This window comes from Ruegeria sp. E8 (genome assembly GCF_056533985.1).
In genome coordinates this window covers 238,276-258,833 of record NZ_JBQFOY010000006.1, presented here as the reverse complement: position 1 = coordinate 258,833, position 20,558 = coordinate 238,276, and the positions used below count along the sequence as shown (strand labels likewise).

Sequence of the window (20,558 nt, the reverse complement as noted above, 5' to 3'; positions counted from 1 at the left end):
TCGCACCGCGGATCACGTCATCTTCCATATCGTGGTTGATCTGACCATCCTTCTCGGGCGTCAGATCGGTCATCATGTGACGGATGTTGGTTGCGTAGAGAGATGAAGACTGCGCCGCCATCCGGCTGGGGAAGTCGGTGTAGCCAATAATGGTTACGCCGTTGTCGGTAACGACCTTCTCATCCGGCACGGTGCCTTCAACGTTGCCGCCGCGTTCAGCCGCGAGGTCAACGATGACCGAGCCCGGCTTCATCGCCTTGACCATATCCTCCAGCCACAACTTGGGCGCCGGGCGGTTGGGGATCAGGGCGGTGGTGATGACGATATCCATCTCTGGGGCAAGCTCACGGAACTTGGCCAGCTGCGCGTTGCGGAATTCTTCCGACTGAACCGAGGCATAACCGCCGGTGGCTGCGCCGTCCTGCTGTTCTTCCTCAAAATCCAGATAGACGAATTCGGCCCCCATCGATTCGACCTGCTCGGCCACTTCGGGGCGCACATCGAACGCATAGGTGATCGCACCCAGCGAGGTAGAGGTTCCGATGGCCGCCAGACCTGCCACACCTGCGCCGACGATAAGTACCTTTGCAGGCGGCACTTTACCGGCAGCCGTCACCTGACCGGTGAAGAAGCGACCAAAGTTGTTACCGGCCTCGATCACAGCACGGTAGCCGGCGATATTGGCCATAGACGACAGCGCATCCATTTTCTGCGCACGCGAAATGCGCGGCACCATTTCCATGGCGATCACATTTGCGCCCTTGGACTTGGCCAGCTCCATCCCCTCTTCATTGCCCGCAGGATTGAAGAATGAAATCAGCGTTTTACCCTTGGTCATCCGCTTGAGTTCGGTTTCCGTTGGGATACGAACCTTGGCGACGATATCGGCAGCCTTCCACAGCGACGCCGCGGTCTTTACGATTTCGACGCCCACGGCCTCATACGCGGCATCCGAAAATCCAGCAGCAGCGCCCGCCCCTTTTTCGATCAGGCACTCATAGCCCAGTTTCTGTAACTGCACGGCAGAGTCGGGCGTCATCGCAACCCGGTTCTCACCGTCCAGTATTTCTTTTGGCGTGCCTATTTTCACGGACAGTCCCCCCTAGTTCTAACTCAGTCTGAGCGGGTGATTGGTATTCTTTGTTAAGCAAAGATGTATCCTGCGCAACATTATTTCGCAAGTGCAGCATTTTTTGAACGACATCACTCCTGAGATCACCCTAGATCCAGCGCCGCGTCTGGCGCTCATAGCGCGCGAAATCAGCCCGGAATGTCCGGCGCAAGCGGTCTTCTTCCGGCAGGATGAACCTGCGTTCCAGCACCCAGACAAAGACCGGCACCAACACCAAAGACAGAACAGCGTCAAATCGCAGGATCAGGCCGGCCAGAATCAGAACGTCACCCACATAGATCGGGTTCCGGCTGCGTTTGTAGATACCGGTTTGCACCATCGACGTAGGTGTTTCATGCGGGATGACGGTTGTCTTGTTGCGGCGAAACTCGACTATGGCCAAAACTGCCATCAGGATCCCGCCCCCGATCAATACACCGCTGAGAAGGTCCGTCAGGCCGCCCTCAAGGGACATGCCCAGCCCCAGGAATCTTGCTTGCAACCAAGCCAGCGCAGCAAAGGCGATCAGCCAAACCGGAGGTACGTCTAACCAGCGCATGTTGAGCCCTCAATACGTGACGACAGGATCGAGTGCATGTCGCTTCTGCGCGATGTCCTACCGCTTTTGGGCCAAAATGGCAAAAGACCAGTATGTCGCATTGCATAGACACAGATTTGCGGATCGGCTACCTCAAATGGCAATCACGACAATCACACAAGTTTGCGGGCCTCCATGACAGATTTTGCAGCAACCAAAGCCATGTTCGAACTGCCCGAGGGCGTCATCTATCTGGATGGCAACTCTCTGGGCCCACTGCCCAAAGCGGCTGGCGCACGCGTGCAGGGGATGCTGACGGACGAATGGGGGCAGATGCTGATCACCGGTTGGAACAAGGCCGGGTGGATGGGTTTGCCCACCGGGCTTGGCGATCGGATCGGTCGTTTGATCGGTGCGGAACCGGGCAGTGTGGTGACCGGAGACACCCTGTCGATCAAGGTCTATCAGGCCGTTGCCTCGGCTCTCGAATTAAACCCGGACCGTAGGGTGGTTCTGTCAGACAACGGGAACTTCCCTTCGGACCTGTACATAGCCGATGGCCTGCTGCGGTCGCTTGGGGACGATTACGAATTGCGGGTCGTCGATCCCGAAGATGTGGCCGAAGCGATCACCGATGAAATCGCCGTTCTGCTGCTGACCGAGGTGGATTACCGCTCTGGCAGGATGCACGATATGGCGGCGCTGACTGAACTGGCCCATGCTAACGGTGTGGTGACGGTCTGGGATCTGGCCCATTCCGCAGGTGCCATTCCGGTAGACCTTGCCGGGTGCAATGCCGATTTCGCGGTCGGATGTACTTATAAATACCTGAACGGAGGCCCCGGCGCTCCGGCCTTTATCTACGTGGCACCCCGGCTGGCAGAAAACGTGCGCCCTGCCCTGTCCGGATGGTTGGGTCACGAAGCGCCTTTTGCCTTCGATCTGGATTATCGCCCCGGCAGCGGCATTGAACGGATGCGAGTAGGCACACCGCCCATCATTCAGATGACGGCATTGTTGGCGGCCATGGACATCTGGGATATGGCCGATATGACCGATGTACGGGCCAAATCGATTGAACTGACCGAGCTCTTCATAAAACGCGTCGAAGCAACCTGCCCGGATCTGCAACTGGCCAGCCCGCGCACGCCCGAACTGCGTGGAAGTCAGGTCTCATTCCGCTTCAAGGATGGATACGCCGCGATGCAAGCTTTGATCGCGCGCGGTGTGATCGGAGATTTCCGTGCGCCTGACATCATGCGGTTCGGCTTTACATCTTTGTATATCGACGAAGGCGATGTTGAACGCGCCGTCGAGATTGTGGCCGATATCATGCAAAACCGCCTGTGGGACGCACCCGAATACAAGATCCGTCAGCGCGTTACCTGACTTCGAGCCCGGCACCGATAAGGGCCGCAACCTGCGCGACCTGCTGTTCGTAAACCTCGGCCCCGGCGCCAATCAGCTTCAACCCCTTGAGCGTGGCGGTGATCGTCCGCCCCGTCTCTGCCGCGTCAGCCTGAAGGCGAACGCGGCCTGCCTTTTCCTGTTGCGTCAACCAATCCGCATAGAGCCCGGCAAATTTGGCCTCACCCGCTGCAATAATATCCGAAGACAAGGACTTGGTATTGTCCAGCATCTCAAGCCCGTGAGGAGAGGCCAGAATCATCGCCATCCCCTCGGTCTGCGCCTGAATCGCGCGGGTCAGAACCTCAGGCACCGAGCCTTGCGTCGCCAGTGCCTGCGCCACCGCAACGCTTTTTTCGGCATAGTACAACTCGGTCAGTTTGGTGACGATCGCCTCTTTGTTCCTGTAATGCAGATAAACCGCTGGCCGCGACATGCCCGCCCCGCGCGCGATATCGTCCATCGAGGTCTTTCGGTACCCATAAGTGGAAAAGGCTTGAAACGCCGAATTCAGGATCGCCTTTTGCCGTGAATCGTCACTTGTATCTTTCATATCCGAAGCTCTGACATTTTTTGTTTATTTTGTCAATTGACATCCTGACACTTTGAAGCAATTATGTCAGAAACCAGCCACAGCAACGAGAGGTGCGCCATGGCGACGGCCCTTAAGATCAATGGAAAGCAACATCAGGTGGATCTGCCTGATGACGTCCCCCTGCTTTGGGTTCTACGGGATGAGGTCGGTCTGACCGGCACCAAATTCGGCTGCGGTGTGGCTGCATGCGGGGCCTGCACCGTTCATATCGACGGCGAGGCAGTACGCTCGTGCCAGGTAGCGCTGTCGGATGTCTGGGGTGACGTGACCACGATTGAAGGCATCGGCACGCCAGATGCGCTGGCCACGATCCAGCAGGCTTGGGTCGATCATCAGGTCGCACAATGCGGATATTGCCAGTCCGGCCAGATCATGCAGGCCGCCGCCCTGCTGTCGGAAAACCCGGCGCCGTCGGACGCAGATATCGATGAAGCGATGCAGGGCAACCTCTGCCGCTGTGGCACCTACCCCCGAATTCGCGCAGCAATCCACGACGCGGCATCCAAGCTGAAGGAGGCGTAAACCATGGCATCTTTTGGTAAAATCCTCCGCCGCACATTCCTGATCGGTTCCGCCGCGATAGTCGGCGGCGTGGCCTTTGGGGCCTATTACGTCTCGCGCCCCGCAGCCAATCCCCTGAAACCCGGCGAGGGTGAGGCGGCGCTGAACCCGTTTGTGCTGATCGATCAGAACGGTGTCACTCTGTTCGCGCCCCGCGCTGAAATGGGTCAGGGCGTCAAGACCACATGGGCCGCGCTGATCGCCGAAGAACTGGATGTCGATCTGGATCAGATCACCGTTCTGCACGGCCCGGCGGCGCAAGCCTATTACAATACCGCTATGGTGGGCGAAGGCCTGCCGAACAAAGGCTACGATATCTCGAATTTCCAGCACAATCTGGGCCAGGCTCTGGGCGTGATCGGCAAGGTCATCAGCCTGCAGGTCACCGGTGGCTCGACCTCGATGAAGGACGGGTTCGAGAGGATGCGCGAGGCGGGTGCTTCGGCACGCGAGACGCTGAAACAGGCCGCCGCCGACAGGTTGGGTGTTGACCGCAGTCAGTTGCAAACAGCCTCGGGTCATGTGATCGCACCCAATGGCGACAAAATTGCCTATACCGATCTGGCAGAGGATGTGGCCAAGCTGGAGCCGATCGAAGCACCCCTGCGCGACCCGTCCGAATGGCGCTATCTGGGCCAGACCCAGCCGCGTTTGGACATGGTTGAAAAGGCCACAGGCACGGCGGAATTCGCAATCGACGTGCGCCTGCCGGGGATGAAATTCGCAAGCGTCCGGATGAACCCAAAACTGGGCGGTGCGATGAACAGCTTTGACGACAGTGCCGCGACATCCATGCCCGGGGTCGAGAAGATCGTCGATCTGGGCAACGGCGTGGCGGTCATCGCCACCAACACATGGCTGGCCAATCAGGCGGTCGAGGCCATCGAGGTCGATTGGGGCGATGCGCCCTACCCGCCCGAAACCGATGCAATCTTTGCCAAAATCGCCGAAGCCTTTGAGGACGAACCGAACTCTACCATGCGCGACGATGGCGATGTCGGTACCCTGCCCGAAGGCGCGACCGAGATTTCGGCTGAATATACTGTGCCTTATCTGGCCCATGCCACGATGGAGCCGATGACTGCCGCAGCGCTGTATTCCGGCAACAAACTGGAATTCTGGGGCGGCAATCAGGCCCCGACCTTCATGCAGGGCAAAATTGCCAGCGCCGCTGGTTTGGAGACCGAAGCGGTCGAGGTTCATACCACCTATCTCGGCGGTGGCTTTGGCCGGCGGGGAGAGTTCGACTTTGGCGTTATTGCCACCAAAATCGCCATGGCTGTGCCGAACACGCCGGTTCTGACCACCTGGAGCCGCGAAGAAGACATGCGCCACGATTTCTACCGGCCCGGCGCAATAGCGCGGATGCGCGGTGCGATCAAGGATGGTCAGGCGGTTCTGATCGATGGGCAGGTCGCGTCGCAATCCTGTACCCATCAGGCCGTGGAACGCATGACCGGATTTGCCGGGGGTGGACCAGACAAGGTGCTGGTCGAAGGAATCTTCAATCAACCTTACGCGGTTCCGAACTATCGCATCAGCGGCCATATTGCCGATCTGGATATTCCTGTCGGGTTCTGGCGCTCGGTTGGCAACAGCCACAATGGCTTTTTCCACGAGACCTTCATGGATGAGATGGCCCATGCCGCAGGCCGCGACCCGCTGGACTTCCGGCTGGAGTTGATGAAGACCGAACACGCCCCGTCGGCGGGGTGTCTGGCAGCCGTGAAGGAAATGTCAGGCTGGACCGGCCAGACACCCGACGGCGTCGGCCGGGGCGTGGCCTTTACCTACAGCTTCGGCACACCTGTGGCTCAGGTCATCGAAGTAGTCGACGAAGACGGTAGCATCCGCATCAGCAAGGCCTGGATCGCCTGCGACATGGGGCTGGCGCTGGACCCGGAAAACGTCAAGGCGCAGATGTTCGGTGGCATGATGTACGGCCTGTCCGCAGCGTGTTTCGGCGAGATCACTTTTGCCGAGGGCGAGGTCGAGCAGTTCAATTTCCCCGACTATGACGCCGTCCGGATGCACACCGCCCCAGAGGTCGAGGTGCGCGTGCTGGAAACCAACCGCCACATGGGCGGCGCGGGTGAACCCGGCACGCCCCCCTCGATGCCCGCACTTGGCAATGCGCTGTTTGACCTGACCGGAAAGCGCGCCCGCTCTCTACCGCTGATCAATCAGTTCGATCTTCTGATCTGATCGCATTGCACCGGTCCCATCATCCTCCGCGTCGGGCCGGTGCATATTTCAGGCTGATTTTTGGATCGCTTGATAAACGGTTCCGTTCTCCCATCCGCGCACTGCTTTGCCGAATGCCTCGAACAAGGGGCGTGACACCGGGTCATTGATCGCATCCCATTCTGGGTGCCATTGAACCGACAAGGTAAAGCCGGGCGCATCCTTGATGTAAATCGCCTCGGGCGTTCCATCCGGTGCGTGCCCATCAATGACAACGCGCTGACCAATCGACTTGATCCCCTGCCCGTGCAGCGTGTTGGTCATCACCTCGGTCGCGCCAAAGAGCTGATGAAACACGCCACCGTTTTCCAGCGTCACCACATGGCGCAGGGCAAACTTCTCTTCCAGAGTGCCATCCGGCGGCATCCGGTGGTTCATCCGCCCCGGCAGATCGCGGATCTCGGGGTAGAGCGTGCCGCCCATGGCGACGTTAACCTCCTGAAACCCTCGGCAGATGCCCAAAAACGGCTGCCCCCTTTCAACGCAAGCGCGAACCAGCGGCAAGGTAATGGCGTCTCGCGCACGGTCGAATTCGCCATGTGCATCAGTTGCGGATTCGCCATATTCTTCCGGGTGCACATTGGGGCGACCACCTGTCAGCAGGAAACCATCGCAGACCTCAAGCAATTCATCGACCGAGACGTAACGCGGATCAGCAGGTATCAGCAGCGGAAGACATCCTGACACATTGGCCACGGCGTCAGAGTTCATCGTTCCCCCGGCATGCGTGGGGTATTGGTCATTCATGAGATATGAATTTCCGATGATTCCGACGACAGGTCTTTTCATGAATTCCTCAGGTTTTCCTCTGCTTTATGCATTCATGCCAAAAACCTTTGTGAATTCAAAGTGCGACAGCGCAGCCTCGATTGTGGAATTCTCAACAATCCCGTAATGCAAACAAAAATTGGTCACAAAGCCCGGGGAAACTGCAAACCGGAAAAGAATGAGTTCCTTGCAATGACAGATCTATCGGCCCGAATACACACTACTGCGCCCACCTGGGCTCGCAGAGCAATTCTTGATCGTGCCGAGATCATATTGATCACTTTATTGGTGTTCGTCGCCCTATTGTGCGTCTCCGTTTCCGCCATAAAATCACAGGCTGTGGCTTGGGGTGCTTTCGGCACCGGGCTGATCTCTTGCCTGGGTCTAATGGTCGTTGGCCTATACATCCGCATCAGGAAAAATCTGCCCAATCTCGCGCATCTGGCCATCGGAAACGGCCTTTACCTTGGGTTCACGGCCACAGTTACCATTCTGATCTACCTGCGGTTTCCTGTTCACGGCACTTTGCTGGACGACAAGCTGGTCTTGTTGGACGCAAAGCTTGGTTTCTTCTGGCCGGACTTCGTTCTTTACGTCGCGAACTACCCTGAAATCGCTAAAATTCTTAGGGTGATTTACCAAAGCTCGCTTGTGCAACTCTTCGCGCTTGTGGCGTTCCTGGCGCTCTCGAGCCGGATCTTGCAGTTGCACCGCGCCCTGCTGGCCGGAAGCATCAGCCTTTTACTGACCACAATGATCTGGTGGGTCGCACCCAGTATCGGACCAGCGGCTTTCTATGAAATCCCGCTCGAAACGGCCCAGTCCATCAACCTGTTCACCGATATGGAGTACGGGGCCTTCCTGCGCCAGTTGGTCGAACATGGCCTGCCGGTTATCGCACCGGAGCATATCGTTGGCACGATTGCGTTTCCATCCTACCATACGGTGATGGCATGGCTGGTCGTCTGGTATCTTCGCGGTTCAAAGCTGTTCTGGCCTGCGCTGTTGATCAACCTTGCGATGGTGCCCGCCATCCTGGTTCACGGCGGGCACTATCTTACGGATGTCATAGGCGGAACACTAACATTCGCCGTTGCTGCCGTGCTGGCGAAAGCACTCACCGAAGCTTCAGACAAAACCGCCTGAGCCGCCTCAGCTTTCGCCGGTCAGTCCAGCGGCTTCAATCCCGGCCATAGCTGCAACAACGTCATTGTCGGAGGTATCGCCCGTGACCCCAACGGCACCGATCACGGCCCCCTTGCGATCGCGCAGCAGAACGCCACCCGGAACCGGCACGACCTGACCGCCATAAACGCCGTTCACAGCGGCCATGAAATAGGCTTGTGCCTCGGCCCGCTGCATTTGGGCGGTGCCAGCCATACCCAACATGACCGAGCCATAGGCCTTGCCCTGAGCGATCCCGAAACGACCGGGCGCTGCGCCATCCTCACGTTCAAACGCAATCACATGGCCGCCAGCGTCCAGAACAACGACAGACAGGGGTTTGAACTCCATCTCTCGCCCTTTCTCAAGGGCCTTGCGGATGATGGTGCGGGCTTTGCGAAGGGAGATCGCCATTTGTGCTCCTGTGATTTTGACCAAGACAATCATGGGGCCTTGGCCCCATGCTTTACGCGGTTGATGCTTTGAGTTCCAGTCGACGCGCGTGCAGAACCGGTTCAGTATACCCCGAAGGCTGCACCCGTCCTTTGAACACAAGATCACAGGCGGCCTGGAACGCAATACCATCGAAATCAGGTGCCATCGGACGATAAGCCGGATCACCCGCGTTCTGCCGGTCCACGACCTCGGCCATCTTGCGCAGCGAAGACATCGCCTGCTGCGCGTCCACCACATCGTGGTGCAGCCAGTTGGCGATATGCTGGGCGGAAATCCGGCAGGTGGCGCGATCTTCCATCAGACCCACGTCGTTCAGATCGGGCACTTTGGAACAACCCACACCCTGATCGACCCAGCGCACCACATAGCCCAGAATGCCCTGGGCGTTGTTCTCGACCTCGCGCTGAATTTGGGCGGGTGTCCATTTGCGGAACGCCGCCAGCGGAATGTCCAACAGCGCATCGACATGCGCCCGCCGTCCGCCCGCGCGCAAACCGCGCTGAACCGCCAGAACATCAACCTTGTGATAATGCAGCGCGTGCAGAGTAGCCGCCGTTGGGCTGGGCACCCACGCACAGTTGGCTCCTGCCTTGGGGTGTTCGATCTTCTGTTCCAGCATCGCGGCCATCAGATCGGGCGCCGCCCACATGCCCTTGCCAATCTGGGCCCGGCCCTGCAATCCGCATTCCAGTCCGATATCCACATTCCGCGCCTCATAAGCGCCGATCCAGCCTTTGCGCTTGATGAAGTCCTTGCGGCTGAACGGTCCGGCCTCCATCGAGGTGTGGATCTCGTCACCGGTGCGATCCAGAAAGCCGGTGTTGATGAAGGCCACGCGGGATTTGGCCGCACGGATACATTCCTTGAGGTTGACCGTGGTGCGGCGTTCCTCGTCCATCACCCCGATCTTCACCGTGTGACGCGGCAGGCCCAGAATCTCTTCGACCTGATCGAACAGGCTGTCGGTAAAGGCCACTTCTTCCGGGCCATGCATCTTCGGTTTCACCACATAGACCGAGCCCCGCACTGAATTGCCCCCGTCACGGGCCAGATCGTGCATTGCGATCAGCGCGGTGACCAGCGCGTCCATCAGCCCTTCGAAAATCTCGTTGCCGTCGCGGTCCAACACTGCCGGGTTGGTCATCAGATGGCCGACATTTCGCACCCAAAGCAGCGCCCGCCCCTTGAGCGTCAGCACGCCACCATCCGGAGCCGTGTAGTCAAGGTCGGGGTTCAGGCTGCGGGTCACCGAGCGACCGCCCTTGTCAAAGGCGGTTTCCAGATCACCCTTCATCAGCCCCAGCCAGTTGGAATAGGCCAGCACCTTATCTTCGGCGTCGACGCAGGCCACGGAATCCTCACAGTCCATAATGGCCGAGAGCGCGCTTTCCAGTCTCACATCGGCCAGTCCGGCCTGATCGCGGCTGCCAATGGGATGGGCGCGGTCGAAGACCAGTTCAACGTGCAGGCCATTGTTTCGCAGCAGTACCGCATCCGGGGCCTTGGGGTTGCCGCGATAGCCCACGAATTTCTCGGGGTTCGCCAGCGGTAGGTCATCCACAAGCAGCGCACCGTTTTGCACGTGATAACGGCGCACATCCGCATGGCTGGTACCCTCGATCGGGAAAGCCTCGTCCAGAAACACCCGCGCGCGGGCCACAACCCGAGCGCCGCGCCCGCGGTCGTACCCGCCCGCCGGGGCCGGGCTGCCCATCGCATCGGTGCCGTAAAACCCGTCATAGAGCGACCCCCAACGGGCATTCGCGGCATTCAGCGCATAGCGCGCGTTGGTGATTGGCACCACCAGTTGCGGTCCCGGAATCTCGGCGATTTCGGGGTCGACATTGGCCGTGTCGATCTCGAAATCCTCGCCCTCGGGCAGCAGATACCCAATCTCGGTCAGGAAGGCTTTGTAGGCGTCGGCATCATGAGGTCCGTCGCGATGAGCGATGTGCCAAGCGTCGATCTGGCCTTGCAGTGCGGCCCGCTTGTCCAGCAGCGCACGGTTTTCCGGCCCCAGTTCGTGCACCAGACGGCTGAACCCGGCCCAAAACGCATCCGCCGTTACACCTGTTCCCGGCAACGCCTGATCTTCGATAAAGCTTGCCAGAACTGGATCGACCTGCAGTTCGCTACGAGTTTGCCTGCTGCTCATGAAACACCTCCTGGAATTGTACGCCATTGTATGCCGTCATCATCTAGAGCGAAAGTTTCCGATAGGCAACATCCGTCGTTGAGCTTCGGCAAGGCCAGTTTTCAAAAGTTGCGTCAGGCCCGCTAAAAGCCGGGCTACATCCGCTTGCAGCGCATCGCCGCAAACCCTAACGTCGCGCCAGACGTCAAACCATGCGAGGCCCCCAATGCGCGATGCTGCCCCCACGACGATTTATCTGAAAGACTACACGCCCTTCGGGTATCTGGTGGACAGCGTGCATCTGACGTTTGACCTTGCCGCGCATGCCACCCGCGTCACATCCCGCATCGCGTTCCGTCCCAACCCCGAGGCAAGCGACAAGACGTTTTTCCTGCACGGTGAAGACCTGAAACTGATCCGTGCCTCAATCGACGGCGTCAATGTCACGCCTGAGGTCACCGACAAAGGCCTGACCCTAACCGCGCCTGACGTCCCATTCATCTGGGAGGCCGAGGTAGAAATCGACCCCGGCAACAACACCGCGTTAGAGGGGCTGTACATGTCGAACGGCATGTACTGCACCCAATGCGAGGCCGAAGGCTTCCGCAAGATCACCTATTACCCCGACCGCCCCGACATGATGTCTACATTCACCGTGCGCATCAATGGCGATCTGCCGGTGCTGCTGTCCAACGGCAACCCCTCGGGCAAGGGCGAAGGCTGGGCGGAATGGACCGATCCGTGGCCCAAGCCAGCCTATCTGTTCGCACTGGTCGCGGGCGATCTGACCGCGCATCCCGGCCAGTTCACCACTGTGTCGGGACGCGAGGTCGAATTGAACCTCTGGGTCCGGCCGGGCGACGAGGGCAAATGCGCCTTTGGCATGGAAGCGCTGAAGAAGTCGATGAAATGGGACGAAGACGTTTACGGCCGGGAATACGATCTGGACGTGTTCAACATCGTGGCCGTCGACGATTTCAACATGGGCGCGATGGAGAACAAGGGGCTGAACATCTTCAACTCCTCCGCCGTTCTGGCCAGCCCCGAAACCTCGACCGATGCGAATTTCGAACGGATCGAGGCGATCATCGCGCATGAGTATTTCCACAACTGGACCGGCAACCGCATCACTTGCCGCGACTGGTTCCAGCTGTGTCTGAAAGAGGGGCTGACCGTCTTCCGTGATGCACAGTTCACCTCCGACATGCGCTCGGCCCCGGTCAAGCGTATCCACGACGCCATCGACCTGCGCGCGCGGCAGTTCCCCGAGGATAACGGCCCGCTTTCGCACCCGGTTCGGCCTGAGAGTTTCCAGGAAATCAACAACTTCTACACCTCGACCGTCTATGAAAAGGGTGCCGAAGTCATCGGCATGCTGAAGCGGCTGGTCGGGGATGACGCCTATGCCAAGGCGCTGGACCTCTACTTTGACCGCCATGACGGTCAGGCCTGTACCATTGAGGATTGGCTACAGGTATTCGAAGACACCACAGGCCGCGACCTGTCTCAATTCAAGCGCTGGTACAGCCAATCGGGCACGCCTCGCGTCGCAGTGTCAGAAGATTGGGCCGACGGCACCTATACTCTGACGTTGAGCCAGCGCACCGACCCTACGCCGGGACAGGATGAGAAACTGCCTCAGGTGATCCCGGTCGCCGTTGGCTTGCTGGGCCCTAACGGTGATGAGGTTCGCGCGACCGAAGTGCTGGAGCTGACCGAGGCGCAGCAGAGCTTTCAGTTCACCGGGCTGGCTGCGAAACCCGCACCCTCAATCCTGCGCGATTTCTCGGCCCCTGTCATTCTGGAACATGACCATTCCAACGCGGAACGCGCATTTTTGCTGGCGCATGACACGGATCCGTTCAACCGGTGGCAGGCAGGACGCTCGCTGGCGCAAGACACTCTGCTGCGGATGATCTCGGCTGAGGCGGCACCGGACGCAGATTACCTTGAGGGGCTGTTGGCCGTGTTGCGCGATGGGGAACTGGATCCGGCCTATCGTGCGCTGATGCTGGGACTGCCGACACAGTCGGAATTGGCGGCAGCCTTGCACGAACGTGGTCAGACCCCCGACCCGATGGCAATCTGGTCAGCGGTGGAAACGCTGCGGCAGGCCACTGCACAACACGTGCAGGATCTGCTGCCCCGTCTGCACAGCGAGGCCTTGGTCGACGCCCCGTACAGCCCGGATGCCGAACAGTCCGGTAAACGCGCCCTTGGCAGCGCGGCACTGGCCTTGACCTCTCGCCTTGATGGCGGAGCTATGGCGGCAGAGGTGTACGCCAAGGCGGACAACATGACCTTGCAACTGACGGCGCTGTCCTGCCTTTTGCGCGCCCGCAAGGGCGAGACGCAATTGGCTGCTTTCTACGACCAGTGGCGACATGATCGACTGGTCATGGACAAATGGTTTGGCTTGCAGATCGCAACGGCAGCCCCCGAAGCGACACCAGCCACAGCCCAAGCGCTGACCGAGCATTCCGATTTCAACTGGAAAAACCCCAACCGGTTCCGCGCGGTGATGGGGGCGCTGGCGATGAACCACGCCGGGTTCCACCAACCAGACGGGGCCGGATATGCGCTGCTGGCCGATTGGCTGATCCGGTTGGACCCAGTGAACCCGCAAACCACGGCCCGGATGTGCTCTGCCTTCCAGACGTGGAAACGTTATGATGCAGCCCGTCAGGCCCTGATGCTCGCGCAACTGTCCCGTATTGCGGAAACTCAAAACCTGTCGCGTGACACGACCGAAATGGTGTCGCGCATTCTGGGCGCATGACCCCGTACAGCTTCATCCGCAACAACCGGAACGCGCGGACATTGGTTATCCTGGCCGGTGTCTACGCGGCCTTGCTGGCGTTGGTTGTCCTGTTCGACGCGGCTTGGTGGATCGCTGGGCTGTTGTCTCTGGCCACCCTTCCTGCCTTGTGGGATGTGTTTCAGAACACCAGCGCGGGCATGCAATTGAACCAGAATTCCCTAAGTTGGTTCACCGGAAGCCGTGAGGGAGAAGTCACGTTAGGCGACGTCGACTATTTCCGCTTTGACACCCGCTGGGATTTTTCCGTCCGCGTCTCGATCATTCTGCATTCCGGCAAGCGAATCCGTCTGCCCGATGAGTCGCTTCCCCCGCATCGGGATCTGGAAACCGTTCTGAACCAAGCCGAATTTCGCGTTGAGCGCCATCATTTCACGGTTTTCTGAAACACTGGGCCGTTGAGGGGCGAATTGGTCACAAAAAGCGGAAATTGTTAAGCGATTCACTTGATCTGAGCCCGATATCCCGCCAGACTTCGGTGTCAGTTAGATGTTTTTACAGTTTTGAGTTCTGCCATGTTTCGGTCGCTAAGGGCGCTGTTCGCCCCATTCAAAGCCACTCCTACTCCCGCCTCAGCAGACCTGTGCGCGACGAAATCGGCGCTGGCAGCCGCCTTGCCAGAGCAGGGTCAGCTCAACATTCCGGTGGCGAAATCCGACTGTGGCGACGTGATCGGGCATTCCACAATCGAACACGGGCGTTATCTGGCCAGACAGGATCGCTGGACGGAGTTGTCCGAAGAAATGCGCGCGGCGGATCAGGATCGCGCCGCTGTATCTGATGGTATGCCCGTTGCCGATCTTTTGGCCTTCGGCGCTAGATCGGACGTGGTTCTGGCCGCTGAACATGCGCTCTCGGATGGCAAGGCCATTTCGGATTACGATCTTTTGGGGGGCATTTCGGAGCTTGAAGGCGAGATGTCAGACAACCCTGATGATCCAATGATCGCGGCTGTCGTGGCCCTTGCCCATATCGATCTGGCTTGGGCCTGGCGCGGAATGGCCACGGACGCCACGCTGCCGCCCTTGCATCGGTCACGCTGCGCCGCCCATTTCGACCGGGCCGCTGCAATCCTGCCCAAATGTCGGAAAGATGCACCGGATAGCCCGCTGATTGCGGCAGCCCGATGTGCGCTTTTGGCTGGTCAGCGCAAAGCCAATGCGCGGGTTTCCGACGAATATGAACGCCTGATCACGCTGGACCCGCACAATCAGCGCCACATGCGCGCGATGGGCAGCCACCTGCTGCCCCGTTGGTTCGGCAGCTACGAAGAGCTGGAACTGCAAGCCCTGCGCACCGCCGCCCGGACACAGGAGATCTGGGGCGCTGGCGGGTATAGCTGGGTGCAGTTCGACGCCATTGCTTTGGACGAAGAGGCCTGCGCACGGGTCGATGCCGAATACTTCCTTGAAGGCTTGCGCGACATTGTGCGCCTGCGGCCCGATCAGCAGATGATCAACATGCTGTCCGCTTACTGCGCCATCACCGTTCAGAATGGTCAGGGTCTGAACGATCAGGCCGATCTCGTGCGGTCGCAGATGCGTGACACTGCCAATTGGTTGATCCGCGATCATTTGACCGAACTGCATCCGCTGATCTGGGCACATGCCGCCAACGGGTTCAACAATTCGGTCCGCATCAATTCGCCCGAGCGGTTTGCGGCGCGCGGTCAGCGCGATGCGCTGCGGGCCATCTCGGATTTGTTCAGGGATGAGCTGCGCAGCGGAACCGATGTGACGTTCACACCCTCGGGTCTGCAGTTTTCTCAGAACTGAACCCGACAGGATTCCCCCTTGCCCCTAGGCCGTGCCGGGCCTAATACGCAGGCTTAGACTTCTGCGGAAATGAGGCGCGCCATGCTCGACCTGACATATGAAATGCCCAAACCCAAAACCATTGCCGGGGCCAAGCACGACTGGGAACTGGTGATCGGGATGGAGGTGCACGCTCAGGTCTCATCCAACGCCAAGCTGTTTTCCGGCGCATCGACCCAATTCGGGGCCGAGCCGAACTCGAACGTGGCCTTCGTGGATGCCGCGATGCCGGGGATGCTGCCGGTGATCAACGAGTTCTGCGTGGAGCAGGCTGTGCGCACCGGGCTGGGCCTGAAGGCGGATATCAACCTGAAATCGGCCTTTGACCGCAAGAACTATTTCTACCCTGACCTTCCGCAGGGATACCAAATTTCCCAGCTTTATCATCCAATTGTGGGCGAAGGTGAAGTGCTGGTCGAGATGGGTGACGGCACCGCGCGCATGGTCCGCATCGAACGCATCCACATGGAGCAGGACGCCGGTAAATCGATCCACGACATGGACCCGCATATGTCCTTCGTCGACCTGAACCGGACCGGTGTTTGCCTGATGGAGATCGTGTCGCGCCCCGATATTCGTGGCCCTGAAGAGGCAGCGGCCTATATCGCCAAGCTGCGCCAGATCATGCGCTATCTGGGCACCTGCGACGGCAACATGCAGAACGGCAACCTGCGCGCGGACGTGAACGTCTCGATCTGTTTGCCCGGCGCTTATGAGAAGTATCAGGAAACACAGGACTTTTCGCATCTGGGCACGCGCTGCGAGATCAAGAACATGAACTCGATGCGCTTTATCCAACAAGCGATTGAGGTCGAAGCCCGCCGCCAGATCGCCATCGTCGAAGGTGGTGGAAAGGTCGAGCAGGAAACCCGCCTGTACGACCCAGACAAGGGCGAAACCCGCTCGATGCGGTCCAAGGAAGAAGCGCATGATTACCGCTATTTCCCCGATCCCGACCTGCTGCCGCTGGAGATCGAACAAGCGTGGGTCGATGACATCGCCGCCAAGCTACCGGAACTGCCAGACGATAAAAAAGCGCGTTTTATCAGTGAGTTCGGCCTGACCGACTATGACGCTTCCGTTCTGACCGCCGAGGTAGAGTCGGCCGCCTATTTCGAAGAGGTCGCCAAAGGCCGCAACGGCAAGCTGGCTGCGAACTGGGTGATCAACGAGCTGTTTGGCCGGTTGAAGAAAGAAGATCACGACATCAACGAGTCGCCTGTATCGCCCGCCCAATTGGCCGGAATCATCGACCTGATTTCGTCGGACGCGATCTCGGGCAAGATCGCCAAGGACCTGTTTGAGATCGTCTATACCGAAGGCGGTGACCCGGCGCAGATCGTTGAAGAGCGTGGCATGAAGCAGGTGACTGACACCGGCGCTATCGAGGCTGCTCTGGATGAGATCATTGCCGCCAATCCGGCGCAGGTTGAGAAGGCCAAAGTGAACCCGAAACTGGCCGGTTGGTTCGTGGGTCAGGTCATGAAAGCCACCGGCGGCAAGGCGAACCCGAAGGCCGTTAACGAACTGGTCAGCAAAAAGCTGGGTTCGTAAATCTTTCAATTTGTACAGGTCCGCCAACGGCAAATAGTGGATTTGTACAAACCGGATTCTCACGCTTTCTTAATATCTGAGGTCAAGCCATCGGCTTGACTTCCACCTGTTCGCATCCTTTCTTCCCATCCAGAGAGGTAAGGTATTATGCAGAACAGATTTGATCAGGAACTCGAAGACCGGTTGGTGCGTTACGCGGCCATTGACAGTCAGAGTGACGAGACGTCCCCCACAACACCCAGCACCAAAATTCAATTCGACATGCTGAACCTGCTCAAGCAGGAGCTGACCCAAATCGGAGCGCAGGATGTTTCGGTCACAGGCGACAGTGTTGTCGTTGCGACCATCCCAGGAACCGCTCCGGGACCGACGGTGGGCTTTCTGGCGCATGTGGACACGGCGCCCCAGTTCAATGCCACGGGCGTCAAGCCGCGCGTGATCAAGGGATATAACGGTGGCGATATCTCATTCCCGGACGATCCGGAACTGGTTCTGTCGCCGGAAGAGAACCCCTATCTGGCTGAAAAGATCGGTCATGATCTGGTGACGGCCTCGGGCACTACGCTGCTGGGGGCGGATGACAAGGCGGGTGTGTCGATACTGATGACCATGGCGCGGCACCTGATCGAAAATCCTGACCTTCCACACGGGCCGATCCGCATCGCCTTTACACCGGATGAAGAGATCGGGCGCGGTGTAACCGAACAATTGCCCAAGGATCTGGGTGCGGATTTCGCCTATACGCTGGATGGTCAGGAAGTGGGCGAGATCGAATATGAAAGCTTTTCGGCCGATCGTGCGGTGATCCGGATCGAGGGCGTTTCGATCCATCCTGGATTGGCGAAGGGCAAGATGGTGAACGCCGCGCATCTGGCGGCGAAGATCGTGCAGACGCTGCCGCAGGCCACGATGACGCCCGAAACCACCGATGGGCGCGACGGCTTTATCCATGTCACCGACATGAATGGCGGCTCGTCCGAGATGGAGATCAAGCTGATCCTGCGCGATTTCGAACTGGACGCGCTGGAGGCGCAGCGCAATATCGTGCGTCAGGTCTGCGCCGCCGTGCAGGCCACCGAACCGCGCGCGACCATCACCTGTGACATCAGCCATCAGTATCGCAACATGCGCTATTGGCTGGAAAATGACATGACACCGGTCGATCTGGCCCGCGATGCCTGCCGCGAGTTGGGGATCGAGCCTTTGTCCGTTCCGATCCGCGGCGGCACCGACGGGTCGCGCCTGACCGAGTTTGGCACCCCCTGCCCCAACATCTTCACCGGGATGCAGTGCATTCACGGACCGATGGAGTGGATTTCGGTGCAAGACATGGCGCTGGCCACCGAGCTGTGCCTGTCGGTTGTGACCAAGGCGGCACAGGCGGACGGCAATCACCAGGGCTAAAATCCGCCGGTCGGGCAACGGCTCTTTCACACGGGGATCAACGTGTTAAGTTGGCGCGAACAGGTGTTTAGGAACAGTTGATGCAGCGCTACGAATACAAGGTGATCCCCGCCCCGCAAAAAGGTGTCAAAGCCAAGGGCGTGAAAACGGCCGAGGGCCGCTTTGCAGTTTCGGTCGAGCAGGTTCTGAACCAGATGGGTCAGGACGGCTGGGAATACCAGCGTGCCGAGTTGCTGCCCAGCGAGGAACGTTCGGGCCTGACCGGATCGACCACGAACTGGCGCAACGTGTTGGTGTTCCGCCGCGTCGTGGCCGAGGAAGTGGATGCCTCGGAGATCGGCGCGGCGCCTGAGGTGGAGGACACACCGCTGGCCCAACCGATTCCGGGGCCCGATGCGGTGCGAGCGCCGAAACCGATTGCGGCAGAGGCGGACGAGCCGCCTTTGTCGTTGAAACGGTCTGATGAGATACCCGAGGCCAGCGACACGTCAAAAAGCTAGATCCGGTCGCGGGGTCGGGACCTGCGCCAATTACACTTAAGCTTTGATCATTTTAGAAAAATTGAAAGATCGTAATTTCTTACCCGCGTGTTTCGTGACGTCCGTTCTGGCAGCGACCGGTGCCTTGGCTGGCCCGGTAGCAGAACTGCAGTGCCTGGAAGCCCAGTGGCAAAGAAACGACGCGGAACTGCGAGAAAACCGTGCGATGGTTTGGCAGTGGATGCATGATCTGATGCAAACCGCGAAACAAACGTCCTGCAGCAATGCAGCTTTTATTGCAGAAACGCCCACCTGGCACGAAGAGCCGTATTTTTCGTGGACCTGTCGGAACCGCGCGTCCAGTTTTGACACAAGGCTAAGCTTTCAAGTGCCCGACGAGGCGCATCGTGAAAAGATGCAGAGTGGTATGTTGCTTTTGAACCTTACCTATAGCCTCACAGATCCTGCCCTGATCCAAAGGCTGGACGAGGGTATGGAAGAAGTCGCTGAGATCATTCTCGATACAGTCGAAGTGCTCGAAGATGCAGGTGTCGAGATTGAATTTGAGTCGCCGGACACAGAAGTACCCGACATCGCTCCACCTCAAAAAGTGGTCGTGTCCTCACAAGAACATTTTGAAACGGTTCTGCCCTTGCAAAACACTTGGGGATTGACCGCCGATCTGACGTGGGCACCGGATTTGTTCGAAACGCCAGCCGATGACGGGCATGTGGAGGATGTTCGCGATACTGAGGAGCTTCGGACTCGGATTGCAAATATCCAGGCCATCCACAGTATTTTGAGCGATCTGGGCAAAACCCGGAAACCTGTTGGAATTGCGATACAAAAATCTTCGACCGCGGTTGTGAAGACCGTGGAACTGGTAACTGCGCAGGCGAAAATCTGGGAACGCGAACATATCGACATCGCGGTCCGCAAGTTCCGGCCATTCGGAGAAGATGTGTTGCCAAGTCAACGTGGTGCGGACAGCATTTCTGTTTTCGATTTGAAATCCTGGTCAAAGACCGCTGGCACCGATTGGAATGGCCCGTCGGGCAGCATGATGATGGAAGGCGTGACCGAGCTGGTCTTCCACTTCAACGCCCAACGAGAGTTCTTTGACAGCCGGTCGGGTGATCAGGATTGTAAAAAGGCCAAAGTTTTTCCATGCCTGCAACTGCAAGGTGCCAAGTCGGTACGAGTCCAATCCAAGAAACGTTTCGATGCAACATGCGGACGCGCAGAGGGGTGTGACCTGACGCAGCGCCGTTGGGTGAACCCTCATGTGGAAGTTGTCACGCATTTGAAGGCACGCGACGCAAGCCCAGAGCAACTGGCGCGGTTTTTGCAAAAGCTGGAAACACCGCGGACCAAAACTTTGCTCACCGCACTTGACCCTGACCCGGCTTTTGATGCCGCACATTCTTGTCGTGAGTGATCAGCACAGGCATCCGCGGCGCATATCACTGTCCGATCTACGAGGCCTTGCGACAGCTTGAAAAGGAAAAAGG

General features: G+C 58.8%; 17 protein-coding genes. 11 read left to right on the top strand and 6 right to left on the bottom strand.

The genetic code is table 11. The annotated features are described in order from the left end of the window. The coding region (locus ACR0LF_RS11145) for a Re/Si-specific NAD(P)(+) transhydrogenase subunit alpha (RefSeq protein WP_480578660.1) at nucleotides 1-1,090 on the bottom strand (1,090 nt) is incomplete at its 3' end. 130 nt (nucleotides 1,091-1,220) lie between these two features. Next, nucleotides 1,221-1,670 carry a methyltransferase family protein gene (locus ACR0LF_RS11140; RefSeq protein WP_480578658.1) on the bottom strand — a complete coding sequence of 150 codons (450 nt, stop codon included), beginning with the start codon at nucleotides 1,668-1,670 and terminating at the stop codon, nucleotides 1,221-1,223. Nucleotides 1,671-1,844: 174 nt separating this feature from the next. On the opposite strand from ACR0LF_RS11140, the gene kynU reads away from it, so the two are divergent. Further along, the gene (gene kynU, locus ACR0LF_RS11135; RefSeq protein WP_480578656.1) at nucleotides 1,845-3,038 is read left to right on the top strand and encodes a kynureninase; all 1,194 of its coding nucleotides are present in this window, start codon (nucleotides 1,845-1,847) and stop codon (nucleotides 3,036-3,038) included. On the opposite strand, the gene ACR0LF_RS11130 is transcribed toward kynU, so the two are convergent. Next, nucleotides 3,031-3,609, bottom strand: a complete 579-nt coding sequence (locus tag ACR0LF_RS11130) for a TetR/AcrR family transcriptional regulator (protein WP_480578654.1) — start codon at nucleotides 3,607-3,609, stop codon at nucleotides 3,031-3,033. The genes kynU and ACR0LF_RS11130 overlap by 8 nt on opposite strands. A 99-nt stretch (nucleotides 3,610-3,708) precedes the next feature. Here ACR0LF_RS11130 and ACR0LF_RS11125 point away from each other — a divergent pair, with 99 nt between their 5' ends. Together ACR0LF_RS11125 and ACR0LF_RS11120 are read left to right on the top strand one after the other, a co-directional pair. Continuing rightward, nucleotides 3,709-4,173 (top strand): (2Fe-2S)-binding protein, encoded by a 465-nt coding sequence (locus tag ACR0LF_RS11125; protein ID WP_480578652.1) that lies wholly within the window; start codon nucleotides 3,709-3,711, stop codon nucleotides 4,171-4,173. A gap of 3 nt (nucleotides 4,174-4,176) precedes the next feature. After that, a complete protein-coding gene (locus ACR0LF_RS11120; RefSeq protein ID WP_480578650.1) occupies nucleotides 4,177-6,417 on the top strand; it encodes a xanthine dehydrogenase family protein molybdopterin-binding subunit in 2,241 nt (746 codons plus the stop codon). A gap of 48 nt (nucleotides 6,418-6,465) precedes the next feature. Here ACR0LF_RS11120 and ACR0LF_RS11115 read toward each other — a convergent pair whose 3' ends face one another. After that, nucleotides 6,466-7,245, bottom strand: a complete 780-nt coding sequence (locus ACR0LF_RS11115; RefSeq protein ID WP_480578648.1) for a gamma-glutamyl-gamma-aminobutyrate hydrolase family protein — start codon at nucleotides 7,243-7,245, stop codon at nucleotides 6,466-6,468. A gap of 171 nt (nucleotides 7,246-7,416) precedes the next feature. Between ACR0LF_RS11115 and ACR0LF_RS11110 the strand changes: the two genes are divergently transcribed. Beyond that, nucleotides 7,417-8,370, top strand: a complete 954-nt coding sequence (locus ACR0LF_RS11110) for a phosphatase PAP2 family protein (protein WP_480578646.1) — start codon at nucleotides 7,417-7,419, stop codon at nucleotides 8,368-8,370. Nucleotides 8,371-8,376: 6 nt separating this feature from the next. Here the strand turns inward: ACR0LF_RS11110 and ACR0LF_RS11105 are convergent, their stop codons facing one another. Together ACR0LF_RS11105 and ACR0LF_RS11100 are read right to left on the bottom strand one after the other, a co-directional pair. Continuing rightward, the gene (locus tag ACR0LF_RS11105) at nucleotides 8,377-8,802 is read right to left on the bottom strand and encodes a GlcG/HbpS family heme-binding protein (protein WP_480578644.1); all 426 of its coding nucleotides are present in this window, start codon (nucleotides 8,800-8,802) and stop codon (nucleotides 8,377-8,379) included. A gap of 52 nt (nucleotides 8,803-8,854) precedes the next feature. Further along, entirely contained in the window at nucleotides 8,855-10,999 is a 2,145-nt protein-coding gene (locus ACR0LF_RS11100; RefSeq protein WP_480578642.1) for a malate synthase G, read from the bottom strand. 205 nt (nucleotides 11,000-11,204) lie between these two features. Here ACR0LF_RS11100 and pepN point away from each other — a divergent pair, with 205 nt between their 5' ends. The 7 genes from pepN (at nucleotide 11,205) to ACR0LF_RS11065 (ending at nucleotide 20,485) form a co-directional block, all read left to right on the top strand. Further along, nucleotides 11,205-13,757, top strand: coding sequence for an aminopeptidase N (pepN, locus tag ACR0LF_RS11095; RefSeq protein ID WP_480578640.1), 2,553 nt, complete (start codon nucleotides 11,205-11,207; stop codon nucleotides 13,755-13,757). After that, nucleotides 13,754-14,182, top strand: coding sequence for a hypothetical protein (locus ACR0LF_RS11090; RefSeq protein ID WP_480578638.1), 429 nt, complete (start codon nucleotides 13,754-13,756; stop codon nucleotides 14,180-14,182). The genes pepN and ACR0LF_RS11090 overlap by 4 nt, the downstream gene beginning before the upstream one ends. A gap of 129 nt (nucleotides 14,183-14,311) precedes the next feature. Continuing rightward, nucleotides 14,312-15,571: a hypothetical protein gene (locus tag ACR0LF_RS11085; RefSeq protein WP_480578636.1), complete on the top strand. Its 1,260-nt coding sequence runs from the start codon at nucleotides 14,312-14,314 to the stop codon at nucleotides 15,569-15,571. Between the two features lie 81 nt (nucleotides 15,572-15,652). Beyond that, nucleotides 15,653-17,164 (top strand): Asp-tRNA(Asn)/Glu-tRNA(Gln) amidotransferase subunit GatB, encoded by a 1,512-nt coding sequence (gene gatB / locus ACR0LF_RS11080; protein WP_480578634.1) that lies wholly within the window; start codon nucleotides 15,653-15,655, stop codon nucleotides 17,162-17,164. A 147-nt stretch (nucleotides 17,165-17,311) separates the two neighbouring features. Further along, nucleotides 17,312-18,568, top strand: coding sequence for a peptidase T (pepT, locus tag ACR0LF_RS11075; protein WP_480578632.1), 1,257 nt, complete (start codon nucleotides 17,312-17,314; stop codon nucleotides 18,566-18,568). Nucleotides 18,569-18,648: 80 nt separating this feature from the next. Continuing rightward, nucleotides 18,649-19,068, top strand: coding sequence for a DUF4177 domain-containing protein (locus ACR0LF_RS11070; RefSeq protein ID WP_480578630.1), 420 nt, complete (start codon nucleotides 18,649-18,651; stop codon nucleotides 19,066-19,068). A gap of 94 nt (nucleotides 19,069-19,162) precedes the next feature. Then, nucleotides 19,163-20,485, top strand: a complete 1,323-nt coding sequence (locus ACR0LF_RS11065) for a hypothetical protein (protein WP_480578628.1) — start codon at nucleotides 19,163-19,165, stop codon at nucleotides 20,483-20,485. Nucleotides 20,486-20,558 lie beyond the last annotated feature (73 nt).